Genomic DNA, 23,602 nt, shown 5'->3' with positions numbered 1-23,602 from the left:
CTCATTCCTTCGGCGGTCCGCTCGCCTTCTTCCCCTGTGCGTTGAACTCGGCGACGTTGCGCTGGTGTTCCGCGTAGTCGGCCGTGAAGCGGGTGTCGCCCGGCTTGACGGTGACGAAGTAGAGCCAGTCGCCCGGGGCCGGGTTGATGGCGGCGCGCACCGCGTCCTCGCCGGGGTTGTCGATCGGGGTCGGCGGCAGCCCCATGCGCCGGTAGGAGTTGTAAGGGCTGTCGACCTCGGTGTCGGCGGCCGTCGTGCGCGGCCCCGTGCGGTTCAGGGCGTAGTCGACGGTGGAGTCCATCTGGAGCGGCATCCCGCGCTCCAGCCGGTTGAAGATCACCCGGGCCACCTTGCCCATGTCGGCCTTGGCGGCCGTCTCCGCCTGGACGATGCTCGCGACGGTGACCGCCTGGTAGACGTTCATCGCGTTGCGCTGCGCACCGGCGGCGACAGGGGCTCCGTTGAACTTCTTGTCGGCGGTGTCGACCATGCGGGACAGCAGCTTCTGCGGGGTCGCCTCCTCCTGGAGCGGATAGGTCGCCGGGAAGAGGTAGCCCTCCGGGTTTCCCCCGGCCTCGTCGGGCAGCTTCAGGTCCGCCTTGGCGAGGGACTTCTTCGTGGCGCCTGCGGGCAGGCCGAGGACCTTGTCGACGGCTGCGTACACCTGGCTCGCGCGCCAGCCCTCCGGGACCACCAGGGTCGTGGGGCGGGACTCGTCGTCGTCGTTCATGATCAGCAGCGGCACCGCCACGGCGGTGCCTGCCACGACGGCCCCGAGCGCCGCGAGGGCGAGCCGGCCCCGGCGCGTCAGTCGGATCGTGCTCCGTGACGGAGTGTTCGTCTGCATGCGGGCACGGTAACCCGCATATCGCCACAAACACGGCATATCTTCATCTTGTCGGCTCCAGTCGGGCGTCCCGGCGCACGAGGGCCGCATAGCGCCCGCCGCGCTCCAACAGCTCTTCGTGCGTGCCGCGTTCGACCGCGCGGCCGGACTCGAGGACCACGATCCGGTCGGCGCTCCGAACGGTGGACAGCCGGTGGGCGATGGTGACCGTGGTGCGGTTGGCCGACAGCGCGTCGATGGCCTCCTGGACGGCGGCCTCGGTACGGGTGTCCAGGGCACTGGTGGCCTCGTCGAGCATCAGGACCGGCGGGTCGCGCAGGATGGTGCGGGCGATCGCCAGGCGCTGCTTCTCACCACCGGAGAAACGGTGGCCGCGTTCACCGACCACCGTGTCGTACCCGTCGGGCAGGGCGACGATGTGATCGTGGATCTGCGCGGCCCGCGCCGCCGCGTGCAGCTCCTCGTCGGTGGCGTCCGGCTTGGCGAAGCGCAGGTTGTCCGCGACCGAGGCGTGGAAGAGGTACGTCTCCTGGGAGACGACGCCCACCGCGCGGGCCAGCGTGTCGAAGTCGAGGTCGCGGACGTCGACGCCGTCGAGGGTGACCCGCCCGCCCGTGACGTCGTACAGCCGCGGCACGAGGTGACCGAGGGTGGACTTGCCGGCGCCGGTCGGCCCGACCACGGCGAGACTGCCGCCCGGGGGGACGACGATGTCGATGCCGTCGAGGACGGGGCCGCTCTTGTCGTCGTATCCGAAGGTGACGTCCTCGAAGCGGACCTCGCCCTTGACCCGGTCGAGGTGGACCGGGTCCGTGCGCTCGGTGATGTCGACCGGAAGGTCGAGATACTCGAAGATGCGCTGGAAGAGCGCGAGCGACGTCTGGATCTGGACACCGGTGGACAGCAGGCTCACGGCCGGGCGGAACAGGCCCTGCTGGAGCGAGACGAACGCGACGATCGTGCCGATGGAGATCTCCGGGCCGCCCGTCCGCAGGGCGATGCCGGCCGTCCAGTAGATGATCGCCGGCATGGCGGCCATGACGATCGCGATGACGGCCATGCGCCAGCGACCGGCCATGTTCGACCGCACCTCCAGGTCGACCAGACGCTCGGACTCGTCCGAGAAGGCGCCGGTCAGGGAGTCGGAACGGCCCATGGTGCGGCCGAGCAGGATGCCGCTGACCGAGAGCGACTCGGTGACCGTGGCGGCCATCGCCGCCATCTGCTTCTGACGCTGGGTGGTGATCCTCCTGCGCTCGTTGCCGACGCGGCGGCTGATCCAGACGAACACCGGCAGCAGGACCAGTGAGACCGCGGTCAGCCGCCAGTCGAGCGCCAGCATCGCGACGACGGTGGCGACCACGCTGGTCAGGTTGGAGACCAGGGAGGTCGCCGTGGAGGTCACGGTGGCCTGCATGCCGCCGATGTCGTTGGCGATGCGGGACTGGACCTCGCCGGTGCGGGTGCGGGTGAAGAAGGCGAGCGACATGCGCTGGAGCCGGCCGTAGACGGCGGTGCGCAGGTCGTGCATCACGCGCTGGCCGACGGTGGTCGAGATCAGGGTCTGCAGCACACCGAAGACGCTGGTGAGGACCGCGCTGAGGATCATGCCGAGCGCGAGCAGGCTGAGCAGCCCGGTGCGGCCCTCGGGGATGGCGACGTCGAGGATCGCCTTCAGCAGGAACGGGGTGGCGACCGAGACCAGCGAGGCGGCGCCGACGAGCAGGCCGACGACCGCGAGGCGGCCCCGGTAGGGACGGAAGAGCTTCAGGATGCGCCGCACCTGCCGGGGCTGCTCCTCGGCGCCGGCAGGCGGGGTCCAGTCGGGTTCGCGGTCGGGGTGCATGGTCTCCTTCGGAACGGGCGCCCGGGGGTGGCCCCGAGGGCGAGCGGAGCCTAGCTCATTGTTACCTATGCTCACAATGAACGACATCCTGATATTGTTCCCGCATGACCGCCCCCGATCCCGACGGCCTGTTGGCCGAGCAGCTGCTTCGGCTGACCCGCCGGGTGCACCGCATCCAGAAGCGCCATCTGGCGGGGCGCGAGCTCGGTATCACCCCTGCCCAGTCACGGCTGCTGCGCACCCTCGCGCACTACGGCTCACCGCCCCGTATGGCCGATCTGGCCGAGCGGCTGGAGGTGGTCCCCCGTGCCGTCACCACACTGGTCGACGGGTTGGAGGCGAACGGCAAGGTGCGGCGGGTGCCTGATCCGGCCAATCGGCGGGTGATCCGGATCGAGCTCACCGACGACGGGCGCGCGGCCCTGCGGGAACTGCGCGCCGCGCGCCGGTCCGCCGCGGAGGAGATCCTGGCCCCACTGGGAGACGCACAGCGCGAGGCGCTGGGCGAGTTGCTGGACACCCTGATCGACGGGACGGTCCCCTCACACTGCGGCGACGCGTCCGTATGACCCGTTCGACGTGACGGTACGGCGGTGCCGGCCGCCCGGGCCGCCGGTTCTGTGCGCTCGTGTGGAAAACCGTTTGCCTCTCGGTGCGTAGCGGGGTCAACCTGTCACGGTTTGCTGCCGCCGTCCTTGGGCGGTGCCCAGCCATGCCCACGCCTCCTCCGGCTTTCTCCCGTTTCCACCGCCCCCTGATCCGAGCCACTGGGACGTCATGCAGATTCAAGACCTTCCGTTTCCCGACCCGGGGGTGCCCGACGCCCGCTCGGGTCCCCGATTCCTGTGGTGGCTCTTCCGGAATCAACTGTCCGGGCAGCTCAAGTCGCTGGCCTGGGGCCTGCTGCACTTCGCCTCCGTCGCCTCGCTGCCGTTCTGCGTCGGTGTCGCCGTCCAGGCCGCGGTCGACCGCTCCGGCGGCCGGCTCGCGCTGGCCGGCGGCCTGATGGCGCTGGCCTGCGTGGGCAACGCGATCGGTGACACCTTCCTGCACCGCGCCGCCGTCACCAACTGGATCACCGCGGCGGCCCGTGTCCAGCAGCTGCTGGCCCGCAAGGCGGCGACGCTGGGCTCCGCGCTGACCCGACGGGTCGCCGCCGGGGAGGTCGTGGCGGTCTCCACCGGCGACGTCGAGAAGATCGGGTGGTTCGTGGAGGCCCTGTCACGGTTCACCGCGGCGGCGGTCACCATCGTGCTGGTCTGCGTCGGCCTGGTCGTCTACCAGCCGGCGCTGGGGGTCGTCGTCGCCGCGGGACTGCCGGTGCTGGCGATCGCGGTGCTGCCGCTGCTGCCCCGCGCCACCCGGCGGGCGGACGTCCAGCGCGAGAAGGCCGGCCGGGCCACCGAGCTCGCCTCGGACACCGTCGCCGGGCTGCGCGTACTGCGCGGCATCGGCGGCGAGGAGCTCTTCCTCGACCGCTACCGCCGCGCCTCCCAGGAGGTCCGCCACGCCGCCGTGCGCAGCGCCAGGATGTGGGCCCTGATCGCCACGATCCAGGTGCTGCTGCCGGGGATCCTGCTGATCACGGTGGTCTGGTACGGCGTCCATCTCGCCCGCGAGGGCCGGATCGCCGTCGGCGAACTGGTCACCGTCTACAGCTCGGTCATGGTGCTCACCTACCCACTGCGGCACTTCGAGGAGATCGCGATGGCGTACTCCTTCTCGCGTCCCTCGGCGAAGCGGGCCTCGCGTGTGCTGTCGCTGGAGCGGGCCACGGACACCGCGGGGTCGCGCGGCGCCGAGAACCCGTCCGGTGACCTGTACGACCCGGCGACCGGTCTGCTCGCCCCCGCGGGCCGGCTCACCGCCGTGGTGTGCGGGGACCCGGACGCGGCGGGACGGCTGGCCGAGCGGCTCGGCGGACACGCCTCCGAGCAGGGCGCCTCGGTGCTGCTCGGCGGGGTGCCGCTCGACGAACTGCCGCTGGACTCCGCCCGCCGTGCCGTCCTCGTGCAGGACAAGGATCCGGTGCTGCTCTCCGGTACCCTGCGCGAGCTGCTCGACGTGCCGGCGTCCGGTGCGGTCGATCCGCGCGACGCGCTGGACGCCGCGCAGTGCGGGGACGTGCTGGCGGCGCTGGTGCAGGGCTCGCTGGACGCCGCGGACCCGATGGACGCGCGGATCACCGAGCGCGGACGGTCCCTGTCCGGCGGGCAGCGCCAGCGGCTCGCGCTGGCCCGGTCGCTCGTCACGGACCCGGAGGTGCTCGTCCTGGACGAGCCGACCTCGGCCGTCGACTCGCACACCGAGGCCCGTGTCGCCCACGGCGTGCGTGACCTGCGTGCGCGGCGCACCACCGTGGTGTTCACCTCGTCCCCGCTGCTGCTGGACCGCGCCGACCGGGTGGTGTTCCTGCACGACGGCACCGTCGCGGCGGTCGGTGACCATCGCGAACTGGTGCGCACCGAGTCCCGGTACCGGGCCGTGGTGACGCGCGAGACCGAGGACGAGGCCGCGCCGACGGAGGTCCTGGACAAGGACGGCGTTCTGCGCGAGGACGAGGTACTGCGCGGACTGGAACAGCTGGAAGAGATCGAGGAGACAGCATGATCGGCGTGGCGCCACCGGCCTACGACCCGGCGGCCCCGACCGCGGCCGGCACACTGCCCGTGGGTGCGCCCGCGACCGTCCGCGCCTACGTGGGTGAGCTGCTGCGCAGGCACCGCCGGGCCTTCCTGCTGCTGATCACCGTGAACACGGTCGCCGTGGTCGCCTCGATGGTGGGCCCGTACCTGCTGGGCGGACTCGTGGAACGGGTCTCGGACCGGGAGCGGGAGCTGCATCTGGGGCTCACGGTCACGCTGTTCGTGCTCGCGCTGGCCGTCCAGGCGGCGTTCGTCCGGCAGGTACGGCTGCGCGGGGCGATGCTCGGTGAGCGGATGCTGGCCGATCTGCGCGAGGACTTCCTGGTGCGGTCGGTCGGGCTGCCGCCGGGTGTGCTGGAACGGGCGGGCACGGGTGATCTGCTGTCGCGGATCACGACCGACATCGACCGGCTCGGCAACGCGATGCGCGAGGCCGTGCCCCAGCTGGCCATCGGCGTGGTGTGGGCGGCGCTGCTGCTGGGCGGACTGGTCGTCACGGCGCCCGAGCTGGCTCCGGCCGTGCTGGTCGCCGTGCCCCTGCTGGTGGTCGTCTGCCGCTGGTACTTCCGGCGGGCGCCGGCCGGCTACCGCTCGGAGGCCGCCGGGTACGCCGCCGTGGCCGCCTCGCTCGCCGAGACCGTGGACGCGGGGCGGACCGTGGAGGCGCACCGCCTCGGCGAGCGTCGCATCGCCCTGTCCGACCAGCGGGTCGGGGAGTGGACGGCCTGGGAGCGCTACACGCTCTGGCTGCGGTCGGTGCTCGTCCCCGTCATCAACATCACCCATGTGACCGTGCTCGGCTCGGTGCTGATGATCGGCGGGGTGTTCGTCCTGCAGGGCTGGATCGGTGTCGGCCAGCTGACCACGGGCGCGCTGATCGCGCAGATGCTCGTCGACCCGGTGGGGCTGATCCTGCGCTGGTACGACGAGCTGCAGGTGGCGCAGGTGTCGCTGGCCCGGCTGGTCGGGGTCCGGGACATCGAGCCCGACGCCGGTGACGCCGCGCTCGCCCCCGACGGGCGCCGGGTGCACGCGGACCGGGTGCACTTCGGCTACCGGGAGGGCGTGGACGTGCTGCGCGAGGTGACCCTCGAGGTCGCTCCCGGGACCAGGCTGGCGCTGGTCGGCCCCTCGGGCGCGGGCAAGTCCACCCTGGGCCGGCTGCTCGCCGGGATCTACGCGCCCCGGGTCGGGCGGGTCGCCCTGGGTGACGCCGAGCTGTCGCGGATGACCGCGGAACGGGTCCGGGAGCATGTGGCCCTGGTCAACCAGGAGCATCACGTCTTCGTGGGCTCCCTGCGCGACAATCTGCGGCTCGCCAGGACGAACGCGGCGGACGCCGAACTGTGGGCGGCGCTCGGGGCGGTCGACGCGGACGGCTGGGCCCGTGCGCTCTACGAGGGTCTGGACACCGAGGTCGGTTCCGGCGGATTCGCGCTCACCCCGGCCCAGGCCCAGCAGATCGCGCTGGCCCGGCTGGTGCTGGCCGACCCGCACACGCTGGTCCTGGACGAGGCGACCTCGCTGCTCGACCCGCGCGCGGCGCGGCACCTGGAACGCTCCCTGGCCCGTGTCCTGGACGGCAGGACCGTCGTCGCCATCGCCCACCGCCTGCACACCGCCCATGACGCGGACGTCATCGCCGTCGTGGAGGACGGCCGCATCAGCGAACTGGGCAGCCACGACGACCTGGTCGCGGCGGACGGAGCGTACGCGGCGCTGTGGCGCTCCTGGCACGGCTGAACCCGCACCGCCCCGGCGGGGGGCGGGCCTGCGGGTGAGGTCCCCTCGGGCCTGCCGGGGTGACCTCGGGCCGGTCCGGAATCCCGCTGCCCGGGCCGGTGGCGCCGGACCGGGACATGCGGCGCCTCCAGCAGCGGTGGGGCCGGGGAACGCGGCCCTCGCCGGCGACCGGACCCGTGCGGGTCCGCGGGCCGGGGGACGGTTCCGGGGCACCGGCGGGGGTGCCGGGCGGGGCGGGGTGAGGGCCCCGGGCGCGCCGCCCGCCGGTGGTGTGCCGTTGCGCGGTGGGGAGTTCCGGTGGAAGGCTGGAGTCAGGCACCGGCTCGGGGAGCACCCGGGGGCCCGGCGGACCGGGCACCGGAGGCGCCAGTGCCTCGTACCGGCGGCCCAGCGCGGGCCGCGGTGGGAACGGGCCCGCCCCCACCCTCTGGAGGTACCCGTGAACAGCGCCGACGGTTGGGGAGACGACGTCTACCAGCCCGACGCGTCCGAGATTCAGGACGACGCCGGACTGCTCGACGCCGAGGACACTCTGGAGAACGACGGCGTCGCCGACCCCCTCGACCGGGGCTGGTCCCCTCCGGAACGGCCCTGGGCCGTGGAGCACTACGGCGTGACGGCGGCGGAGCGCCACGAGGGCGAGACGCTGGACCAGCGTCTCGCCGAGGAACTGCCCGATCTCGCCGACGGCGACGGCGACGGCATCGGTGATTCCTCGGGCACCGACGGGGAACTCCTGGACGACGAGGTGGGCGCCGCGCGCTCGGGCCGGCTCGTGGCCCCCGACGAAGGGGCGCACGAGGACGAGGAGGAGGCCCTGGTCGCCATGGACGTCGGCATCGACGGCGCGGCCGCCTCCGCCGAAGAGGCCGCGATGCACGTCGTCGACGAGGACAACCTGCCGGGCTGACCCCGAGGAGCACTCATGCAGCAGGACAAGCACCCCGACTACCACCCGGTCGTCTTCCGTGACCGTGCCGCCGGTTACGCCTTCCTCACCCGGTCCACCGCGACCAGCGACCGGACCATCGAGTGGGACGACGGCGAGACCTACCCGGTGGTGGAGGTGGAGATCTCCTCGGAGAGCCACCCGTTCTACACGGGCAGGGCCCGGACCGTGGACACGGAGGGCCGTGTCGCCCGCTTCGAGCGCCGGTACGGCGGTGAGGGTTCCGGCTGAGTCCCGGACCGGCTCGTCCTTCAGATCACGTTGAGCGCCGCCGCACAGCCCACCCCGCCCAGCAGCATGAATACGGGCATGAGCACCTTCAGCTCCACCCAGCTGCCCGCCCGGAACCGCATCGCCTTCGGCGGGCCGATCGGGTACCAGCGCTTGCGGCCCACCGGTATCGGCCACAGGATCGGGCAGCCGGAGACGGTCAGCGCGTCCCCGATGTCGTGCACCAGCGCGCCCAGCACGATCGGCAGCCCCAGCCACAGGTACTCCTGGCCCGGCGCGGTGAACAGCCAGTCGGAGCCGTGGCCCGGTTCGTCCAGGACGCCGGCGAGGATCCAGGCGCTGGTCGCCGCCAGCAGCCACACCAGGACATCGCTGCTGGAGCCTCGCGTCGCCCGCCACAGCAGGCCCTCGATGGCCAGCACCATGTGCACGAAGAGGATGACCAGCACCGCCCAGCGGCCGCCCGTGATCGCCAGGGCCGCGGCGCCGGCACCGATCAGCACCGCCCACAGCCAGGTGTGCGTGAGCGTGCGGTGCCCGCCGGAGCGACGTGGGTCGCCCTGCTTCCTGGTGGCCTTGTAGACGGCGTAGGACAGCTTGTCGACGATCTCGCACAGCCAACGGGACAGGGGTCCGAAGGCCCGCGAGATGGTGGCCGCCTTGTGGTCCAGGTCGGGGGCGAGCGCGGCGCCGGCGCAGATCAGCGCGCCGACCAGCAGCACCGGCCAGGGCATGGGGTGTCCGGCCGCGGCCGTCGCCGCGCCGACCCCGAGCCAGGCCGCGGCGCCCGACAGTGAGTGTGCTGGTCCCATCATCGCCGTTCCCCGCCCCATTCCTCGTTCGCCGCCGGCCGGTCGACCGGGTGCGTCGGCCCTCCGCCGGCGACACAGCGTAGCGCTCGTGATCTTCCCGCCCGCAGCCGATTCCCTCATCGGCCGGGCGGGCAGGCAAGATGGGGGCGTGACCCTCATCGATCAGCTGCCGCCGACCGCCGACCCCGACGCCCTCTACGAAGCCTTCGAGTCGTGGGCCCAGGAGCGCGGTCTCACGCTCTACCCGCACCAGGAGGAGGCGCTGATCGAGGTGGTCTCCGGGGCGAACGTGATCGTGTCGACGCCCACGGGTTCCGGCAAGAGCATGATCGCGGCGGGCGCCCACCTCGCCGCCCTGGCACGCGACGAGGTCACCTTCTACACGGCGCCCATCAAGGCGCTGGTGTCGGAGAAGTTCTTCGAACTGTGCAAGATCTTCGGCACGGAGAACGTCGGCATGCTCACCGGCGACGCGTCCGTCAACGCAGACGCCCCGGTCATCTGCTGCACCGCCGAGGTACTGGCGTCGATCGCGCTGCGCGACGGCAAGGACGCCGATGTGGGCCAGGTCGTGATGGACGAGTTCCACTTCTACGCGGAAGGGGATCGCGGCTGGGCCTGGCAGATCCCGATCCTCGAGCTTCCGCAGGCGCAGTTCGTGCTGATGTCGGCGACGCTCGGCGACGTCTCCTTCTTCGAGAAGGACCTCACCCGCCGCACCGGCCGCCCCACCGCCGTGGTCCGCTCGGCGACCCGGCCCGTGCCACTGTCCTACGAGTACCGGTACACGCCGCTCACCGAGACGCTCACCGATCTGCTCGAGGCCCGGCAGGCGCCGGTCTACATCGTGCACTTCACGCAGGCGCAGGCGGTGGAGCGGGCGCAGGCGCTGATGAGCATCAACATGTGCACGCGCGAGGAGAAGGACCGGATCGCCGAACTGATCGGCAACTTCCGCTTCACCACCCAGTTCGGCCGCAATCTGTCCCGCTACGTCCGGCACGGCATCGGTGTGCATCACGCCGGCATGCTGCCCAAGTACCGGCGGCTGGTGGAGAAGCTCGCGCAGGCGGGTCTGCTGAAGGTCATCTGCGGCACCGACACCCTCGGTGTGGGCGTCAACGTCCCCATCCGCACGGTGCTGTTCACGGCCCTGACCAAGTACGACGGCAACCGCGTGCGCACGCTGCGGGCCCGTGAGTTCCACCAGATCGCGGGCCGTGCCGGACGCGCCGGCTTCGACACCGAGGGCTTCGTGGTGGCCCAGGCCCCCGAGCACGTCGTCGAGAACGAGAAGGCGCTGGCCAAGGCCGGTGACGACCCGAAGAAGCGCCGCAAGGTGGTGCGCAAGAAGGCACCCGAGGGCTTCGTCGCCTGGAGCGAGCAGACCTTCGAGAAGCTCATCGTCTCCGAGCCGGAGCCGCTGGCCTCCCGCTTCCGGGTCACGCACACCATGCTGCTGTCGGTGATCGCCCGGCCCGGCAATGCCTTCGAGGCGATGCGACGGCTGCTGGAGGACAACCACGAGCCGCGCAAGCAGCAGCTGCGTCACATCCGGCGGGCGATCGCCATCTACCGCTCGCTGCTGGACGGCGGCATCGTCGAGAAGCTCGACCGGCCGGACGCCGAGGGCCGGACCGTCCGCCTCACCGTGGACCTGCAGCAGGACTTCGCGCTGAACCAGCCGCTGTCCACGTTCGCGCTGGCCGCGTTCGAGCTGCTGGACCCCGAGTCGCCGTCGTACGCGCTGGACATGGTGTCCGTCGTGGAGTCCACGCTGGACGATCCGCGTCAGATCCTCGCCGCCCAGCAGAACAAGGCGCGCGGCGAGGCGGTCGCCGCGATGAAGGCCGACGGTGTGGAGTACGAGGAGCGCATGGAGCGGCTCCAGGACATCACCTACCCGAAGCCTCTGGAGGAGCTGCTCTTCCACGCGTACAACACCTACCGCAAGAGCCATCCCTGGGTCGGTGACCATCCGTTGTCGCCGAAGTCCGTGATCCGGGACATGTACGAGCGGGCGATGTCGTTCACCGAGTTGGTGTCCCACTACGAGCTGGCCCGCACCGAGGGCATCGTGCTGCGCTACCTCGCGAGCGCCTACAAGGCGCTGGAGCACACCGTCCCGGACGACCTGAAGTCGGAGGACCTGGAGGATCTGATCGCCTGGCTGGGCGAGACGGTGCGCCAGGTCGACTCCAGCCTGCTGGACGAGTGGGAGCAGCTGGCCAACCCGGAGGAGATGACCGCCGAGGAGGCGCAGGAGAGGGCCGACCAGGTCAAGCCGGTCACCGCCAACGCGCGGGCCTTCCGCGTCCTGGTCCGCAACGCCATGTTCCGCCGGGTCGAACTCGCCGCCCTCGACCGGGTGGACGAGCTGGGCAAGCTGGACGCCGAGGGCGGCTGGGACGCGGATGCCTGGGGCGAGGCGATGGACAAGTACTGGGACGAGTACGAGGAGCTCGGCACCGGTCCCGACGCCCGCGGGCCGAAGCTGTTGCTGATCGAGGAGGAGCCGCAGAACGGGCTGTGGCGGGTCCGGCAGATCTTCAACGACCCCAGCGGCGACCACGACTGGGGCATCAGCGCCGAGGTCGACCTCACCGCCTCCGACGCGGAGGGCCGTGCGGTCGTCCGGGTCACCGATGTCGGCCAGTTGTGAGCACAGGAGAACCCCACCCATGACGAATCCGGCCGAGAGCCTCGTCGCCCTGCTCGACCTGGAGCAGATCGAGGTCAACATATTCCGCGGCCGCAGCCCGCAGGAGTCCCTCCAGCGGGTCTTCGGCGGCCAGGTGGCCGGCCAGGCCCTGGTCGCCGCCGGCCGCACCACGGAGGGCGACCGTCCCGTGCACTCCCTGCACGCGTACTTCCTTCGTCCGGGCAGACCCGGGGTGCCGATCGTGTACCAGGTCGAACGGGTGCGGGACGGCCGGTCGTTCACGACCCGCCGGGTCACCGCGGTGCAGCAGGGCCGCACGATCTTCAATCTGACCGCCTCCTTCCACAAGCCTGAACAGGGGAGTTTCGAACACCAGCTGCCGCCGGCCCGCGAGGTGCCGGACCCCGAGTCGCTGCCGACGGTGACGGACGAGATCCGTGAGCATCTGGGCGCGCTGCCGGAGCAGTTGGAGCGGATGGCGCGCCGCCAGCCCTTCGACATCCGCTATGTGGACCGGCTGCGCTGGGGTGCCGACGACGTCAAGGGCGCCGAACCGCGCAGCGCGGTGTGGATGCGCGCGGTCGGCCCGCTCGGTGACGATCCGCTGGTGCACACCTGTGCCCTGACGTACGCCAGTGACATGACCCTCCTGGACGCCGTGCGGATTCCGGTGGAGCCGCTGTGGGGGCCGCGCGGCTTCGACATGGCGTCGTTGGACCACGCCATGTGGTTCCACCGTCCGTTCCGCGCCGACGAGTGGTTCCTGTACGACCAGGAGTCGCCGATCGCCACGGGCGGGCGAGGGCTGGCCCGCGGCCGGATCTACGACCTGGAGGGCCGGATGCTGGTCTCCGTCGTCCAGGAGGGGTTGTTCCGGGTGCTGTAGGTCACCGGTTTCCGCGCCACCACCGGCCCAGCAGGCCGCGGGACGTCCCGTGTACCGGCTCGACGGCTTCCTGTGTCCGCCCAGCCGGTCCGGGGCGGCGGGGAGCGGGACGGGGCGCCGGCCGGTGTGCCCGCGCCTCCTCCGTCAGCCGGGTCAGATCGGTCTGCAGCCAGGCGATCTCGTCCGGGTCCTGAGCGGTCATGAGCTCTTCCGCCAGGTCCGCGGCCGGTGAGCCGGGCGCGCCGCGAAACGGTGGCAGCCGGCGGAACCGGTTGAGGTGGGAACGGTCGTAGGGATCCGGGACGGCCTGTGACACGTGCAGCGGGCCGAGCAGCGACGCCACGGCCCCGGCGCGCGCCCAGGGGTCGTCGGCCCGGCGGAGCATGAAGCCCAGTTGCCGGGTGCGCCAGTTGCGCGGGCGCAGGTCGGTGCCGGTGTCGAGCCGGTTCCTGAGACTCTCGGGCATGCGCCCCGTCAGCAGGGGCGTGTTCCTGTCGTCGGCCGCGAACAGCCTCAGCTCCTCGGCCAGATAGAGCCAGACCACGGCGCGGTAGCGGTTCAGGTAGAACTTCACGGGCACCAGCAGTCCCAGCCTCGCGAGGCGGGTGAAACGGGTCTTCGTCACGTCGATGAGGGCGGCGCCCTCCGTGGCGCCCACGGCCTGCACGCTCCGGCGCAGGGCCTCCGGAAACCCCGGCCCGGCGCGGAGCCGCTCGATCTCTGCCCGGTCCACCCGCCTGCCCTCTCCGTCGCCGTCGCCGTCGCCGTCGCCGTCGCCGTCGGGGATCGTACGGATCCGCCCGAGTTGCACGGCGAGGTCGAACTCGGTGCCCTTGAGGCCGAGTTCACGGGCCGCGCGTCCCGGGCCGACCCGGACCTCCCGTGCCGCCGTGGGCCGCTCGGTGGTGGCGGTGGCGTCGTGCACGGTGATGTCGTACGCGACGGTGTGCTGTCCGGGCATGTTCGTCTTCCCCCGTGGAGTGTGGGCGGTCGGCGCCGGGTGCGCCCGCTCGGAAAAACCGTAGCCGCTTTGTCACGCTCCGTGGCGACCCTGTGGATAACTTCACAGCGGAAGACGAACCCGCAGGTCAGAGGCCTGTGTCGGGTTCCGGTCGGCGGGCGTCCACGTCCAGATGTTCGCCGACCCGGTTGACCAGCAAGGTCATCTCGTACGCGATCTGGCCGATGTCGGCCTCCGCCCCGCTGAGTACGCACAGACAACTGCCGGTGCCCGCCGCGGTGACGAAGAGCACCGCGTCGTCGAACTCGATCATCGTCTGGCGTACCCCGCCCGCGCCGAAGTGCCGTCCCGAACCCTTGGCCAGGCTGTGCAGTCCGGACGAGACGGCGGCGAGGTGCTCCGCGTCCTCGCGCCGCAGCCCCGTGCTCGCGCCCGTCACCAGCCCGTCGTTGGACAGGATCAGCGCGTGCCGTACGTGTTCGACGCGTTGGGTCAGGTCGTCCAGCAGCCAGTCGAGTCCCCGGTTCTGCGCCATGTCGTGTATCTCCCCGTGGTCTGCCCCGTGTGCCGTTCCCTCCTGGCGGGAGGGCCCTCGCGCCAGCCTTCCCCACGACCGGGCACCGGGCAAGGAGGACGGGAGCCAAGGGGCGGAAGATGACCGAGGAACAGTGGCGCGAGCCCGGATCCCGCGGTCATCCCACCGAGTCGAGCAGCCGGGCGGTGTACATACGGCCGGCGTACTCGACGAGCCGGATCAGCACCTCCTTCCCCGAGTCGCGCTCGCGTGCGTCGCACAGCACGACGGGCGTTCCGGCGTCCAGGTCGAGCGCACGGCAGACGTCCCCCGTGTCGTGGCGCCGGGCTCCCGCGAAGCAGTTGACGGCGACGACGAACGGGATCCGCCGGTGCTCGAAGTAGTCCACCGCGGGGAAGCAGTCCTCCAGGCGCCGGGTGTCCGCGAGGACCACCGCGCCCAGGGCGCCCTGCGCCAGCTCGTCCCACAGGAACCAGAAGCGGTCCTGCCCCGGGGTGCCGAAGAGGTACAGGGAGAGTCCCGAGCGGATGGTGATGCGCCCGAAGTCCATGGCGACGGTCGTGGTGACCTTCCGGTCCACGCCGTCGGTGTCGTCCACCGACCGACCGGCTTCGCTGAGCAGTTCCTCGGTGCGCAGCGGCCGGATCTCGCTGACCGCGCCCACCAGGGTGGTCTTGCCCACGCCGAATCCACCGGCGACCAGTACCTTCAGCGCCAGCGCGGCCGTCTCGTCGCCGGGGGCGTCGGAGTGTTCAGGGACCATCGATCACTTCTCTCTGGAGTGCCGGCCGCGGTCGGCGGGGATACGGGTGTGCCGCGGGCCCGGGAGGCGTCGCCGCGCGGCCTCCCGGCCGGGGCGCGGTGTCGCCTACAGGGCCCTCAGCCCCTCGATCACCTCGCGGAGAACGCGCTCATCGGGCAGGGGGGCGGGCGGTACGGGGCGGCTGACGGTGACGCGGCCGCGCTCCAGCAGGTCGCCGAGGAGCACCCGGACCACGCCGACGGGCAGGTCCGCGCCCGCGGCGAGTTCGGCGACCGACTGCGTCTCCGGGCGGCACAGGTCGATCAGGGTACGGTGTTCGGGACCGAGTGCCGGGTCGTCGGTGCCGGGCGCGACCCGGTCCAGGGTGACGAGGGCGATCAGGTCGAACCGCACCCCGCCGGGGCCGGGCCTGGTGCGTCCGCCGGTCATGGCGTACGGCCGGACCAGGGGCCCGGCCTCGTGGTCGTACCACCGGCTGTCCTCCGCGCGCGGGACGCCCGTCATGTCCTCGGTCATCTGTTCGGACCGCTTCCCGTCTCATCCGGCGGCCGGTGGCCGCCCGTCGGCGCGCGGCGGGGTGTGGAGGTGCTCGCCGACGCGTTTGACCAGTCGTGCCATCTCGTAGGCCACCAGGCCGATGTCGGCGGTCACGGCGGTCAGGAGGGCGAGACAGGTGCCGTCCCCGGCGGCGGCGACGAACAGGAAGCCGTCGTCCATCTCGACCATCGTCTGGCGCACTCCACCGGCCCCGAAGTGCCGGCCCGCGCCCTTGGCGAGGCTGTGGAAGCCGGAGGCGACCGCCGCGAGGTGCTCGGCGTCCTCGCGTCCGAGGCCGCCGGAGGCGCCGACGGCGAGTCCGTCGTCGGAGAGCACCACGGCGTGCCGGACGTCGCCGACGCGGAGCACCATGTCGTCGAGCAGCCAGTCGGGTTCGCCGGATCGCCGTCCGGTCCTCGTGCTCGGTTCCTGGATCATGCGGGGTCTCCTTCGGTGCTGTGCTTCGCGGGGCCGGAGGGCCGGCCGCCGCCGCGCGCCCAGCCGTCGCGGTAGGCCGCCATGCGGTCCCGTACGAGTTCGGGGGTGCGGTCGTCCCGGCCGTCGTGCCGCGCGTGCGCGGGCGTCTCCCGACGGCCGTCGCGCAGTTGGGGGGCGAGGCTGGCCTGCCGTACGCGGCGTGGGAGGTCGTCGGAGCCGGCGGGTTCCTCCGGACGGTGCGGTCGCAAGGCGGCGACTCCCGGGGGTCGGTTCACGGCGGTGTCCCGCGCGATGTCGGTGGTGCGGTCCGGCAGGCCGTTGCCGGTGTCCGCCATGGCGAGGGTGCCGTCCGCCGTGTCGGTGACCGGAGCCACCAGGGCGGGCCGGTTGTCCGGTGCGGGAACGGCCTCGTGGCGCGCGACGCCGTCGGGCGTCCGCGCGAAGGCATGTTCCTCGTGCCGCGCCTTCGGTGCCGTCGCGCCACCGGGGTGTTCCGTCGCGCCGTCGTCGAGCAGGGCGGTGGGGAGCAGGGCGGTGGGGAGCAGGACGACCGCGGTGGTACCGCCGTACGGAGAGGTCCTCAGATGCACCTTGATGTCGTGCCGTGCGGCGAGCCTGCTGACCACGAACAGGCCGAGCCGGTCACTGTCGAACAGGTCGAGCGCCTCTGACTCGGTGATGCGGCGGTTGGCCTCGGCGAGGGTCTCCCTGCCCATGCCCAGACCCCGGTCCTCGACCTCGACGGCATAGCCGTTGCCGACGGGTTCACCGGTGACGCGTACGCGCGTGTGGGGAGGCGAGAACTGGGCCGCGTTCTCGATGACCTCGGCGAGGAGGTGGGTGAGGTCGGCGACGGCCGCGCCGACGACGGACACCTCGGAGAGCTGCCGTACCTCCACGCGCGCGTAGTCCTCGACCTCGGACACGGCCGCGCGCACCACGTCGGTGAGCGGGACGGGCATGCGCCAGGCGCGGCCGGGTGCCGCTCCGGAGAGGATGATCAGGCTCTCCGCGTGGCGCCGCATCCGGGTGGTGAGATGGTCGAGGCGGAAGAGGTCGCTCAGCTCGCCGGGATCGTCGGAGCGGCGTTCCATGCCGTCCAGGAGGCTCAGTTGCCGGTGGACGAGGATCTGGCTGCGGCGGGCGAGGTTGACGAAGACGCCGGAGATCCCGCCGGCCAGCTCCGCGCGCTCCACGGCGGCGTGCAGCGCGGCGCGGTGCACCGTGCCGAGGGCCTCGGCGACCTGGCCGGTCTCGTCCTGGGCGGGCGGCCCTGACGGGGCCTCCGCCCGGATGTCGATCTCTCCGCCCGAGCGCAGTTTCCGCATGGCCTCGGGGAGTTTGCGGCGGGCGATCTCCAGGGCGTCGTTGCGCAGACCGACCAGCTCGACCACGAGACCCCGGCCGATGCGTACGGAGATCACGAGCGACGCGACGACGGCGGCGAGGCCGAAGAGCACGGCGGCGCCGGCCGGGGTGAGCAGTCCGCGGGTGAACGGGTCGGCCCGGTGGACGGCACCGGTGCCCGCGGCGGTCTCGACGGTCCGCATGCCGTCCCGCACGCGCGCGTGCGCCGTGTTCCAGGTGTCCCGCGGGGCCTCGTCGGCGGCCCCGGCGCCCGGGCCGCCGACGAGGATCTTGTCCTCGGCGGTGTGGAGAACGGCGTAGGCACGGCTGTCGGCGAGGGCGCTCCACTCGGTACGGGCGGGGTCGCGCAGGTCGGCGACGGCGGAGCCGGTGAGTGCGCGGCGCAGTGCGACGGCCCCGGTGAACAGCCGCAGCCGTTCCCCGCCGAGACCGCCGTGCAACCGGGCACCGGCCAGGATCGCGTCCTCCTGGGCCAACGCCTCCCCCGCGCGGGAGAATTCGAGCAGCACGCGCGCCTCGGAGCCGAGTTCGGCGTCCTGGATGCCGGTGAGGGCGCCGCCGACGCCGAAGGCCGTGAGGATGGTGCTCGTGTACTGGTCGTAGGTCCGCGTCCAGCCCGCGCGGCCTTCACGCAGTGCCGTCCGCAGCGGGCCCAGCCGCTCGGTCGCGGTGACGAAGGCTTCGAGGCGGCCGGCCACCGCGCGGGGCAGTTCCTCGCCGTCGGCCACGGTCCGGTGCCCGCCCAGCCGCAGTTTCGCGACCGTCCGGTCGGTGCGCCGCGCGAGTTCCGTCAGTTCCTCGGGCCGTACCGCCGAGGTGTCGGTGGCACCGCGCACCGCGGCCGCGCGTTCGGTCTGGAGGGCGGCGACGGCGGCGGAGACCGGGGTGCGGACCGCGGCGTCCACGCGCTGGACCTGACGCAGCCGGGAGACGTCCTGGGCCGTGGTCACGGTGGCGTGCGCCCACAGGGCGAGCAGGGAGACGACCGGCACCATCAGCAGGCAGATGATCTTGGCACGCACGGTCCGGGGGCCGCTGAACCGGCGCCCCGCGTGCGTGGGTGCCGTGTCCGGGGCCGGCGCGCCCAGGGGGTGCGGGCCTTCGTCGGCCGGTGGTCCGGCGTGCGCGCGCCGACCGCGCGCGGGAGGCGGGGGCGGCGTCTTCGCGCGGGCTGTCGGGGTCCTCCGGGATGTGCGCATGGACTCCTCGCTCGGCAGTGGTGCGTGGGGCGGGCCGGACCGGACGCCGGCACCGCGGGGCGCGGTCAGCGGGCGGTGTGCTCGACCGGGCGCTGGGCCGAGGCGGACGCCTCGCGCTCCCCGGCCGTCGGCGACAGCGCCACGAAGGCCGAGGTGATGAAGAGGTAGGACCCGAGGCCGACGGCGAGCGGGAAGATGAACTGCATCGCCGTGGCGCCGGGCAGGGGTTCCCCGGAGGGCGTGACGCGCACGCTCACCGCGAGCATCCCCGTGTAGTGCATGCTGCTGACCGCGGCGCCCATGATCAGGGAGGCGAGGGTGACCGCGACGGGTGACTGGATGTTGAGCGCCGCCCACAGTGCCGCCGTGGCCGCGACGACGGCGATGAGGACGGAGAGGCCGACGAGCACCGGGTCGTAGCTCACCCCGCCGTGCAGCCGTACCGCCGCCATGCCCAGGTAGTGCATGCTGGCGACGCCGAGACCGGTGGTGAGCCCGCCGAGCAGCAGCGCCCGGGCCCGGTCGCGGCTGTGACCGACGGCGAACACGCCGGCGCAGACGACGGTCATGGCGACGAGCAGGCTGGCGAGGGTGAGCGGTACGTCGTAGCGGATGTCGGTGCCGCTGACGGCGAATCCGAGCATCGCCACGAAGTGCATGGTCCAAATGCCGGTGCCGATCGCCGAGGCGGCGGTGAGCAGCCAGTTGCGGCGCGCGCTGCCGGTGGCGGCGAGCGCGCGGACGGTGCAGCGCAGCCCGAGGGCGGCGCCGGTGCAGGCCATCGCGTACGACAGCACGGGGGGTAAGCCCCCCCCAGGGCGGCGTGGTCCAGGTGTCCCATGGCCCCGGGACGCTAGGAGGCACGGACGCACGAGGGGGACGCGTTTCGGAAACGGCTGAAATATGACGCGGTGGTGCACCGGAACGACCGCGTCACGCTCGAACGTGCGCACAAGGGCGTCGCCCGTCCCGGTGAGGGATCATGCGGAGCATGAGCGACGACCACACACACGTCCAGGAGTTCTTCACCGCGCGTGCCGCCGACTGGGACCGCCGCTTCCCCGACGACGGTCCGGCCTACGCCGCCGCGGTCGCCGGACTCGGGCTGCGCGAGGGGGACCGGGTGCTCGACGCGGGCTGCGGCACCGGGCGCGCCCTGCCTCCGCTGCGTGCGGCCGTGGGGTCCTCGGGCGTGGTCCTCGGCGCGGACCTGACCCCGGCCATGCTGCGGGAGGCGGCACGGGCCGGGCGGGACCGCGACGGGGCGCTGCTGCTGACCGACGTCGCCGCGCTGCCGCTGCGCACGTCCGCGCTGGACGCCGTGTTCGCGGCAGGTCTGATCGCCCATCTGCCCGACCCGGCCGGGAACCTCCGGGAGATCGCGCGGGTGGTGCGGCCGGGTGGCGTGCTCGCGCTGTTCCATCCGGTCGGCCGGGTGGCGCTCGCCGCCCGGCAGGGCCGCACGCTCACCCCGAGCGACCTCCGCGCGGAGCCGAATCTGCGCGCGCTGCTGTCCCGTTCGGGGTGGCGCATGACGTCGTACGCCGACGAGGACACGCGCTTCCTTGCGCTGGCCGTCCGTGCGGACTGAGCACTCGGCCACCCGCCGGGCGCTCGGACCGGGTTCCGCACCCGGCCGCTCCGAAGTCCCGGTACGGGGGCGGCACCCGGGTCCGCCGGCCGGTGGCCGCGCTTGCCGGACCGCTCCGTGAGCTCTGCCGTCCCGGCGAACAGCCGGCCGATCCGCGCAACGGCGCAGGTTTCGAAGTGCCGCACCGTGCTGCCCTCTTCTGCCGTCGAAGCCGCAACTCTAGGTTGAGCAGGAGGAGATGAACGGTCGGTGAGGACAACCGTGCTGGGGAAGGTGGACCGCATGTGGGGAAGGATCCGGAGGATCGGGAGCAGAGTGACCGGCAGTTGGCGCATGGAGGAGCGGGCCGAGCGCACCGAGCGTCCGCACAATCTGTTCGAGGCCGCCGCGGCGTACGTCTCGGCCTGCGCGGAGGACGATCAGGACCGGCTCGACGAGGCGGCCGGCTGGGTGTCGCCGGAGGCGCTGTCGTTCGGGGTGAACGAGCTGGCGTGCCGGGCGGTGACCGCTCTCGCACGGGAGCGGGACGAGTCTCCGGGGACGGTCGCGCGGGCACTGCTGGGTCTTCCGGCCGCCTGAACCGTCCGCCGACGCGTGGTCGATTCGTCCCGTCCGGCCGGAAACCTGCAGCTCCGGGCATAGCTGTGGGGGTCGTGACAAGCGGCTCGGGGTCGGCATAGGGTGCGCGCCGGTGGACGAACCGATGGGGAGGCTGGGATGGCCGGGACGGACGAGGGAGCCGTCGCCGCCGCGGACGACGCGCTCTACGTGCTCACGGCGGCGCTGCTGACGCCGGCGAAGTTCCCGAGCGTGCTGGGCGACGACTACCCGGAGGCGTGCGCTGCGCTCGGCCTTCCGCCCCTCGCCGACGGGTACGGGCTGGTGCTCGGCCAGGACGGCGAGGGCGCCCGGTGGACCGTGGTCGTCGACGACGTCTCGCTGGTCGCCGTCGCGATCGCGTCCTGGGACTGCGGGATGGAGCACGATCTGTCGCCGGACGAGCGCACGGTCGTCACCGCGCTGCCCGGCTGGCCCCTCGCGGTGGCCGTCGCGGCGCCGAACGTGCCCGCGCCGCACGATCCCGGCCCGGACGCCGCGGACGGACCCCGGCTGACCCCGCCGGACGCGGCGGCCTGGGGACCGGCCCAGCGCCGGCTGGGCGCCGACGAGATCGCGCTGCAGTGGGCGGCCTGGCGGGAGCAGGTCGACGACGCGGCGTTCCCGGCGCCGGGTGGCCCGGCCCGGGCGGCCGACGACGCCGAGGAGCGCGCGGAGGACGGCCGGGCGGAGGAAGCGGGCGGCCGACCGGACGGGCAGCCGGGGCACCGCGGGATCCGGCGGGTGCTGGTGGAGGCACGCGCGTACGTCGACTCGTCGCCGCCGCTCGGCCGGGTCCGCTCGTCCTTCGCCCCGGGTGGCGCGCGCACCCTGCGTGCCGACGGCCCCGGCTGGTCGCTGGTGGCCCGGACGGACGACATCGCGTTCGTCCTGCTCGACGACGAACCCGGCGAGGTCCTGCCGGTGGGCCGGGGCCCGGAGCTGCCGGGCCTGCTCGAAGCGCTCGACCGGATGGCCGTACGGCCGCTCTGAGCACACGTGGCTTCGAAAAGGCCAGGGGTGATGGACGTTAGCGTGTGTTGAAACCCCACGTGTGGACGCCGTTCCATAGGGCGCCAGCCCATCGATGACGGCGAGGGTGGGCCCTCACCATGGGGCAGTTCCGCGATCGACCCCATGTCCCCCTTCCGCCGCTCGTCCTCTCGGAGGCCGTCATGCGCCCCTCCCGTGGCGTTCCGTTGCTCGTCGCCGCCCTCGCCGCGGCCGCCCTCACCGCTCCGTCTCCGGCCGGCGCGGCCGGAGACGGTCACTGCGCGCGCCAGGAACGTGTGCGCGTGCCGGGCGCCGCCCATCAGCGCAGTGCCTGCCTCGTCGATCTGACCACGGCGGGACTGGCCGGTACGCCGTACACCGACATGGCCGACCAGGCGGGGCTGACCGCCGCGGCCACCCGGTCGCCGTCCGGCGTGCCCGGGGTGCAGATCGACGGCTACTTCCCGGACTCGTCCCGCTTCAACGACACCCACGGCTGGCGGCACGACGCCCAGTTCGTGATCCGGCTGCCCGACCGCTGGAACGGCGGACTGGTCGTCACCGGCGCGCCCGGCAACCGCAAGCAGTACGCGACCGACAAGGCGATCTCCGACCAGGTACTGGCTCGGGGCTACGCCTATGCGGCGACCGACAAGGGCAACAGCAGCGTCGACTTCCACCGTGACGGGAAGCGGCCCGGTGACGCCGTCGCCGAGTGGAACACGCGCACCACGCAGCTCACCCGCGCCGCCCGGCGCGCGGTGGCCCAGCGCTACGGGCACGCCCCGCGCCGTACGTACATGACCGGCGTCTCCAACGGCGGCTACCTCACGCGCTGGCAGTTGGAGAACCATCCGGAACTGTACGACGGCGGGGTGGACTGGGAGGGCACCCTGTGGGCCGCCGAAGGGCGTCACCCGCTGCTCTCCCTTCCGGTGGCGGTGGCCCGGATGTACGGCAAGGCGACCGACGAGGACATGTACACGGCGGGCTTCGCACGCGGATCCGAGTTCCTGTGGCCGTACCACGAGAAGGCCTACTGGGGGGTCACGCAGAAGATCTACCGCACGGAGTTCGACCCGGACCACGACCCGGGTTGTCCCGGCCCCTCCGCCGGGTCGACGACGGAACAGATCCTCGCGCCGTGTCCGTCCGACGCCGCCTACGACTACGCCTCGCGCCCCGCGTCCGTGCACCGTGCCGTGGAGCGCGTGGCGCTCACCGGGCGGATCGGGCGGCCGATGATCACCCTGCACGGCGATCTGGACGCGCTGCTGCCCAAGTCCGTCGACTCCGACGTGTACGACGGCATGGTCGAGGCGAGCGGACGCGGACGGATGCACCGCTACTACACGGTGCAGGACGGCACGCACGTCGACGGGCTGTACGACACCCATCCGGACCGGCTGCGGCCGATCCTGCCCTGCTACCACTCGGCGTTCGACGCCCTGGTCGCGTGGGTGGAGCGCGGAGTCGCGCCGCCCGCGGACCGGACGGTCGGCAGGCCCGCGGACGGCGACGTGGTCAACTCCTGCGCGCTGGACTCCGGTGAGGCGGTGACGTCGTAGCGCCTCAGCGGCCCAGCTCCTTGCGCGAGACCCGGCGCAGCCTGCGCCGCTGCGCGGGGTCCAGGGCGAGGTAGGCGGCGGCCGGGACTCCCAGGACTATCAGAAGCGCGGCCCACCAGGGCAGCCAGAAGAACAGGACGAGTCCGGCCGCCACACCCCCCGCGGCGATCTTGGCGTTCTTCGACATGAGTGTCGCCTCCTTCGCGGCCATTGCCGCTCTCTGCCGTGAAAACGGGCCCGCGCCCGCGGCGGTTCCGGACCACGACCCTGAAACGTCCCTGAGGTGCGCCCCTAAGGTCTCCGAGGCGTGGGGGGGGGGGGGGGGGGGGGGGGGGGGGGGGCGCGGGCCGCCCCCCGCCCCCACCCCCCCCGGGGGGGGGGGGGGGGGCGCCCCCCCCCCCCCCCGGGCGGCCCCCCCCCCCCCCCCCCCC

Annotated in this window: 21 protein-coding genes and 1 pseudogene; 11 read left to right on the top strand and 11 right to left on the bottom strand. The window is 72.8% G+C overall.

All coding sequences use genetic code 11. The annotated features are described in order from the left end of the window. Position 1: 1 nt before the first annotated feature. Both mltG and ACH4VX_RS10955 read right to left on the bottom strand, forming a co-directional pair. Positions 2 to 847: an endolytic transglycosylase MltG gene (gene mltG, locus ACH4VX_RS10960; protein ID WP_398367041.1), complete on the bottom strand. Its 846-nt coding sequence runs from the start codon at positions 845 to 847 to the stop codon at positions 2 to 4. Between the two features lie 43 nt (positions 848 to 890). After that, positions 891 to 2,693, bottom strand: a complete 1,803-nt coding sequence (locus ACH4VX_RS10955) for an ABC transporter ATP-binding protein (RefSeq protein ID WP_398367040.1) — start codon at positions 2,691 to 2,693, stop codon at positions 891 to 893. A 104-nt stretch (positions 2,694 to 2,797) separates the two neighbouring features. On the opposite strand from ACH4VX_RS10955, the gene ACH4VX_RS10950 reads away from it, so the two are divergent. The 5 genes from ACH4VX_RS10950 to ACH4VX_RS10930 all read left to right on the top strand — a co-directional run bounded on the left by ACH4VX_RS10950 (position 2,798) and on the right by ACH4VX_RS10930 (position 8,261). Further along, positions 2,798 to 3,262, top strand: a complete 465-nt coding sequence (locus ACH4VX_RS10950) for a MarR family winged helix-turn-helix transcriptional regulator (RefSeq protein WP_398367039.1) — start codon at positions 2,798 to 2,800, stop codon at positions 3,260 to 3,262. 208 nt (positions 3,263 to 3,470) lie between these two features. Beyond that, the gene (locus tag ACH4VX_RS10945) at positions 3,471 to 5,303 is read left to right on the top strand and encodes an ABC transporter ATP-binding protein (protein ID WP_398367038.1); all 1,833 of its coding nucleotides are present in this window, start codon (positions 3,471 to 3,473) and stop codon (positions 5,301 to 5,303) included. After that, a complete protein-coding gene (locus tag ACH4VX_RS10940; RefSeq protein ID WP_398367037.1) occupies positions 5,300 to 7,081 on the top strand; it encodes an ABC transporter ATP-binding protein in 1,782 nt (593 codons plus the stop codon). The genes ACH4VX_RS10945 and ACH4VX_RS10940 overlap by 4 nt, the downstream gene beginning before the upstream one ends. Before the next feature lie 439 nt (positions 7,082 to 7,520). After that, a complete protein-coding gene (locus ACH4VX_RS10935; protein ID WP_398367036.1) occupies positions 7,521 to 7,991 on the top strand; it encodes a DUF5709 domain-containing protein in 471 nt (156 codons plus the stop codon). Between the two features lie 15 nt (positions 7,992 to 8,006). Then, the gene (locus ACH4VX_RS10930) at positions 8,007 to 8,261 is read left to right on the top strand and encodes a type B 50S ribosomal protein L31 (RefSeq protein ID WP_073934726.1); all 255 of its coding nucleotides are present in this window, start codon (positions 8,007 to 8,009) and stop codon (positions 8,259 to 8,261) included. A 20-nt stretch (positions 8,262 to 8,281) separates the two neighbouring features. Here the strand turns inward: ACH4VX_RS10930 and ACH4VX_RS10925 are convergent, their stop codons facing one another. Continuing rightward, positions 8,282 to 9,076, bottom strand: a complete 795-nt coding sequence (locus ACH4VX_RS10925; RefSeq protein ID WP_398367035.1) for a metal-dependent hydrolase — start codon at positions 9,074 to 9,076, stop codon at positions 8,282 to 8,284. Positions 9,077 to 9,221: 145 nt separating this feature from the next. Between ACH4VX_RS10925 and ACH4VX_RS10920 the strand changes: the two genes are divergently transcribed. Both ACH4VX_RS10920 and ACH4VX_RS10915 read left to right on the top strand, forming a co-directional pair. Then, positions 9,222 to 11,735, top strand: a complete 2,514-nt coding sequence (locus ACH4VX_RS10920) for a DEAD/DEAH box helicase (RefSeq protein ID WP_398367034.1) — start codon at positions 9,222 to 9,224, stop codon at positions 11,733 to 11,735. Positions 11,736 to 11,754: 19 nt separating this feature from the next. After that, a complete protein-coding gene (locus ACH4VX_RS10915; RefSeq protein ID WP_398367033.1) occupies positions 11,755 to 12,621 on the top strand; it encodes an acyl-CoA thioesterase in 867 nt (288 codons plus the stop codon). Between the two features lies 1 nt (position 12,622). Here the strand turns inward: ACH4VX_RS10915 and ACH4VX_RS10910 are convergent, their stop codons facing one another. The 7 genes and pseudogenes from ACH4VX_RS10910 to ACH4VX_RS10880 form a co-directional block, all read right to left on the bottom strand. Beyond that, positions 12,623 to 13,582 carry a DUF6397 family protein gene (locus tag ACH4VX_RS10910; protein ID WP_398367032.1) on the bottom strand — a complete coding sequence of 320 codons (960 nt, stop codon included), beginning with the start codon at positions 13,580 to 13,582 and terminating at the stop codon, positions 12,623 to 12,625. 127 nt (positions 13,583 to 13,709) lie between these two features. Further along, the gene (locus tag ACH4VX_RS10905; RefSeq protein WP_398367031.1) at positions 13,710 to 14,117 is read right to left on the bottom strand and encodes a roadblock/LC7 domain-containing protein; all 408 of its coding nucleotides are present in this window, start codon (positions 14,115 to 14,117) and stop codon (positions 13,710 to 13,712) included. 157 nt (positions 14,118 to 14,274) lie between these two features. Next, entirely contained in the window at positions 14,275 to 14,880 is a 606-nt protein-coding gene (locus tag ACH4VX_RS10900; RefSeq protein WP_398367030.1) for a GTP-binding protein, read from the bottom strand. Between the two features lie 105 nt (positions 14,881 to 14,985). Next, entirely contained in the window at positions 14,986 to 15,396 is a 411-nt protein-coding gene (locus ACH4VX_RS10895) for a DUF742 domain-containing protein (protein WP_398367029.1), read from the bottom strand. Positions 15,397 to 15,417: 21 nt separating this feature from the next. Further along, positions 15,418 to 15,855, bottom strand: coding sequence for a roadblock/LC7 domain-containing protein (locus ACH4VX_RS10890; protein ID WP_398367028.1), 438 nt, complete (start codon positions 15,853 to 15,855; stop codon positions 15,418 to 15,420). Continuing rightward, positions 15,852 to 18,422, bottom strand: a complete 2,571-nt coding sequence (locus ACH4VX_RS10885) for a nitrate- and nitrite sensing domain-containing protein (protein WP_398367027.1) — start codon at positions 18,420 to 18,422, stop codon at positions 15,852 to 15,854. Before ACH4VX_RS10885 ends, ACH4VX_RS10890 begins: the two co-directional genes overlap by 4 nt. Positions 18,423 to 18,487: 65 nt before the next feature. Then, positions 18,488 to 19,263, bottom strand: a pseudogene (locus ACH4VX_RS10880) (MHYT domain-containing protein). A 150-nt stretch (positions 19,264 to 19,413) separates the two neighbouring features. Here ACH4VX_RS10880 and ACH4VX_RS10875 point away from each other — a divergent pair. From ACH4VX_RS10875 to ACH4VX_RS10860, 4 genes are all read left to right on the top strand, one after another. Beyond that, on the top strand, positions 19,414 to 20,013 hold the full coding sequence (locus ACH4VX_RS10875) for a class I SAM-dependent methyltransferase (RefSeq protein WP_398367026.1): 600 nt from the start codon (positions 19,414 to 19,416) through the stop codon (positions 20,011 to 20,013). 282 nt (positions 20,014 to 20,295) lie between these two features. After that, entirely contained in the window at positions 20,296 to 20,592 is a 297-nt protein-coding gene (locus ACH4VX_RS10870; protein ID WP_398367327.1) for a hypothetical protein, read from the top strand. A gap of 138 nt (positions 20,593 to 20,730) precedes the next feature. Beyond that, the gene (locus ACH4VX_RS10865; RefSeq protein WP_398367025.1) at positions 20,731 to 21,603 is read left to right on the top strand and encodes a hypothetical protein; all 873 of its coding nucleotides are present in this window, start codon (positions 20,731 to 20,733) and stop codon (positions 21,601 to 21,603) included. Positions 21,604 to 21,785: 182 nt separating this feature from the next. Beyond that, positions 21,786 to 23,171: a tannase/feruloyl esterase family alpha/beta hydrolase gene (locus ACH4VX_RS10860; RefSeq protein WP_398367024.1), complete on the top strand. Its 1,386-nt coding sequence runs from the start codon at positions 21,786 to 21,788 to the stop codon at positions 23,169 to 23,171. 4 nt (positions 23,172 to 23,175) lie between these two features. On the opposite strand, the gene ACH4VX_RS10855 is transcribed toward ACH4VX_RS10860, so the two are convergent. Then, the gene (locus ACH4VX_RS10855) at positions 23,176 to 23,358 is read right to left on the bottom strand and encodes a hypothetical protein (protein WP_398367023.1); all 183 of its coding nucleotides are present in this window, start codon (positions 23,356 to 23,358) and stop codon (positions 23,176 to 23,178) included. Positions 23,359 to 23,602 lie beyond the last annotated feature (244 nt).

Source organism: Streptomyces sp. NPDC020731 (assembly GCF_044334705.1).
Classification (GTDB): domain Bacteria; phylum Actinomycetota; class Actinomycetes; order Streptomycetales; family Streptomycetaceae; genus Streptomyces.
The sequence above is the reverse complement of the archived record's forward strand: the minus strand, read 5'-3'. Positions and strand labels throughout refer to the sequence as shown.

Excerpts from the sequence above, each read along its gene's own strand:
- mltG (WP_398367041.1), bottom strand. The coding sequence starts at position 847 with ATGCAGACGAACACTCCGTCACGGAGCACGATCCGACTGACGCGCCGG.
- ACH4VX_RS10955 (WP_398367040.1), bottom strand. The coding sequence starts at position 2,693 with ATGCACCCCGACCGCGAACCCGACTGGACCCCGCCTGCCGGCGCCGAG.
- ACH4VX_RS10950 (WP_398367039.1), top strand. The coding sequence starts at position 2,798 with ATGACCGCCCCCGATCCCGACGGCCTGTTGGCCGAGCAGCTGCTTCGG.
- ACH4VX_RS10945 (WP_398367038.1), top strand. The coding sequence starts at position 3,471 with ATGCAGATTCAAGACCTTCCGTTTCCCGACCCGGGGGTGCCCGACGCC.
- ACH4VX_RS10940 (WP_398367037.1), top strand. The coding sequence starts at position 5,300 with ATGATCGGCGTGGCGCCACCGGCCTACGACCCGGCGGCCCCGACCGCG.
- ACH4VX_RS10930 (WP_073934726.1), top strand. The coding sequence starts at position 8,007 with ATGCAGCAGGACAAGCACCCCGACTACCACCCGGTCGTCTTCCGTGAC.
- ACH4VX_RS10925 (WP_398367035.1), bottom strand. The coding sequence starts at position 9,076 with ATGATGGGACCAGCACACTCACTGTCGGGCGCCGCGGCCTGGCTCGGG.
- ACH4VX_RS10915 (WP_398367033.1), top strand. The coding sequence starts at position 11,755 with ATGACGAATCCGGCCGAGAGCCTCGTCGCCCTGCTCGACCTGGAGCAG.
- ACH4VX_RS10910 (WP_398367032.1), bottom strand. The coding sequence starts at position 13,582 with ATGCCCGGACAGCACACCGTCGCGTACGACATCACCGTGCACGACGCC.
- ACH4VX_RS10905 (WP_398367031.1), bottom strand. The coding sequence starts at position 14,117 with ATGGCGCAGAACCGGGGACTCGACTGGCTGCTGGACGACCTGACCCAA.
- ACH4VX_RS10900 (WP_398367030.1), bottom strand. The coding sequence starts at position 14,880 with ATGGTCCCTGAACACTCCGACGCCCCCGGCGACGAGACGGCCGCGCTG.
- ACH4VX_RS10895 (WP_398367029.1), bottom strand. The coding sequence starts at position 15,396 with ATGACCGAGGACATGACGGGCGTCCCGCGCGCGGAGGACAGCCGGTGG.
- ACH4VX_RS10890 (WP_398367028.1), bottom strand. The coding sequence starts at position 15,855 with ATGATCCAGGAACCGAGCACGAGGACCGGACGGCGATCCGGCGAACCC.
- ACH4VX_RS10885 (WP_398367027.1), bottom strand. The coding sequence starts at position 18,422 with ATGCGCACATCCCGGAGGACCCCGACAGCCCGCGCGAAGACGCCGCCC.
- ACH4VX_RS10875 (WP_398367026.1), top strand. The coding sequence starts at position 19,414 with ATGAGCGACGACCACACACACGTCCAGGAGTTCTTCACCGCGCGTGCC.
- ACH4VX_RS10870 (WP_398367327.1), top strand. The coding sequence starts at position 20,296 with ATGTGGGGAAGGATCCGGAGGATCGGGAGCAGAGTGACCGGCAGTTGG.
- ACH4VX_RS10865 (WP_398367025.1), top strand. The coding sequence starts at position 20,731 with ATGGCCGGGACGGACGAGGGAGCCGTCGCCGCCGCGGACGACGCGCTC.
- ACH4VX_RS10860 (WP_398367024.1), top strand. The coding sequence starts at position 21,786 with ATGCGCCCCTCCCGTGGCGTTCCGTTGCTCGTCGCCGCCCTCGCCGCG.
- ACH4VX_RS10855 (WP_398367023.1), bottom strand. The coding sequence starts at position 23,358 with ATGTCGAAGAACGCCAAGATCGCCGCGGGGGGTGTGGCGGCCGGACTC.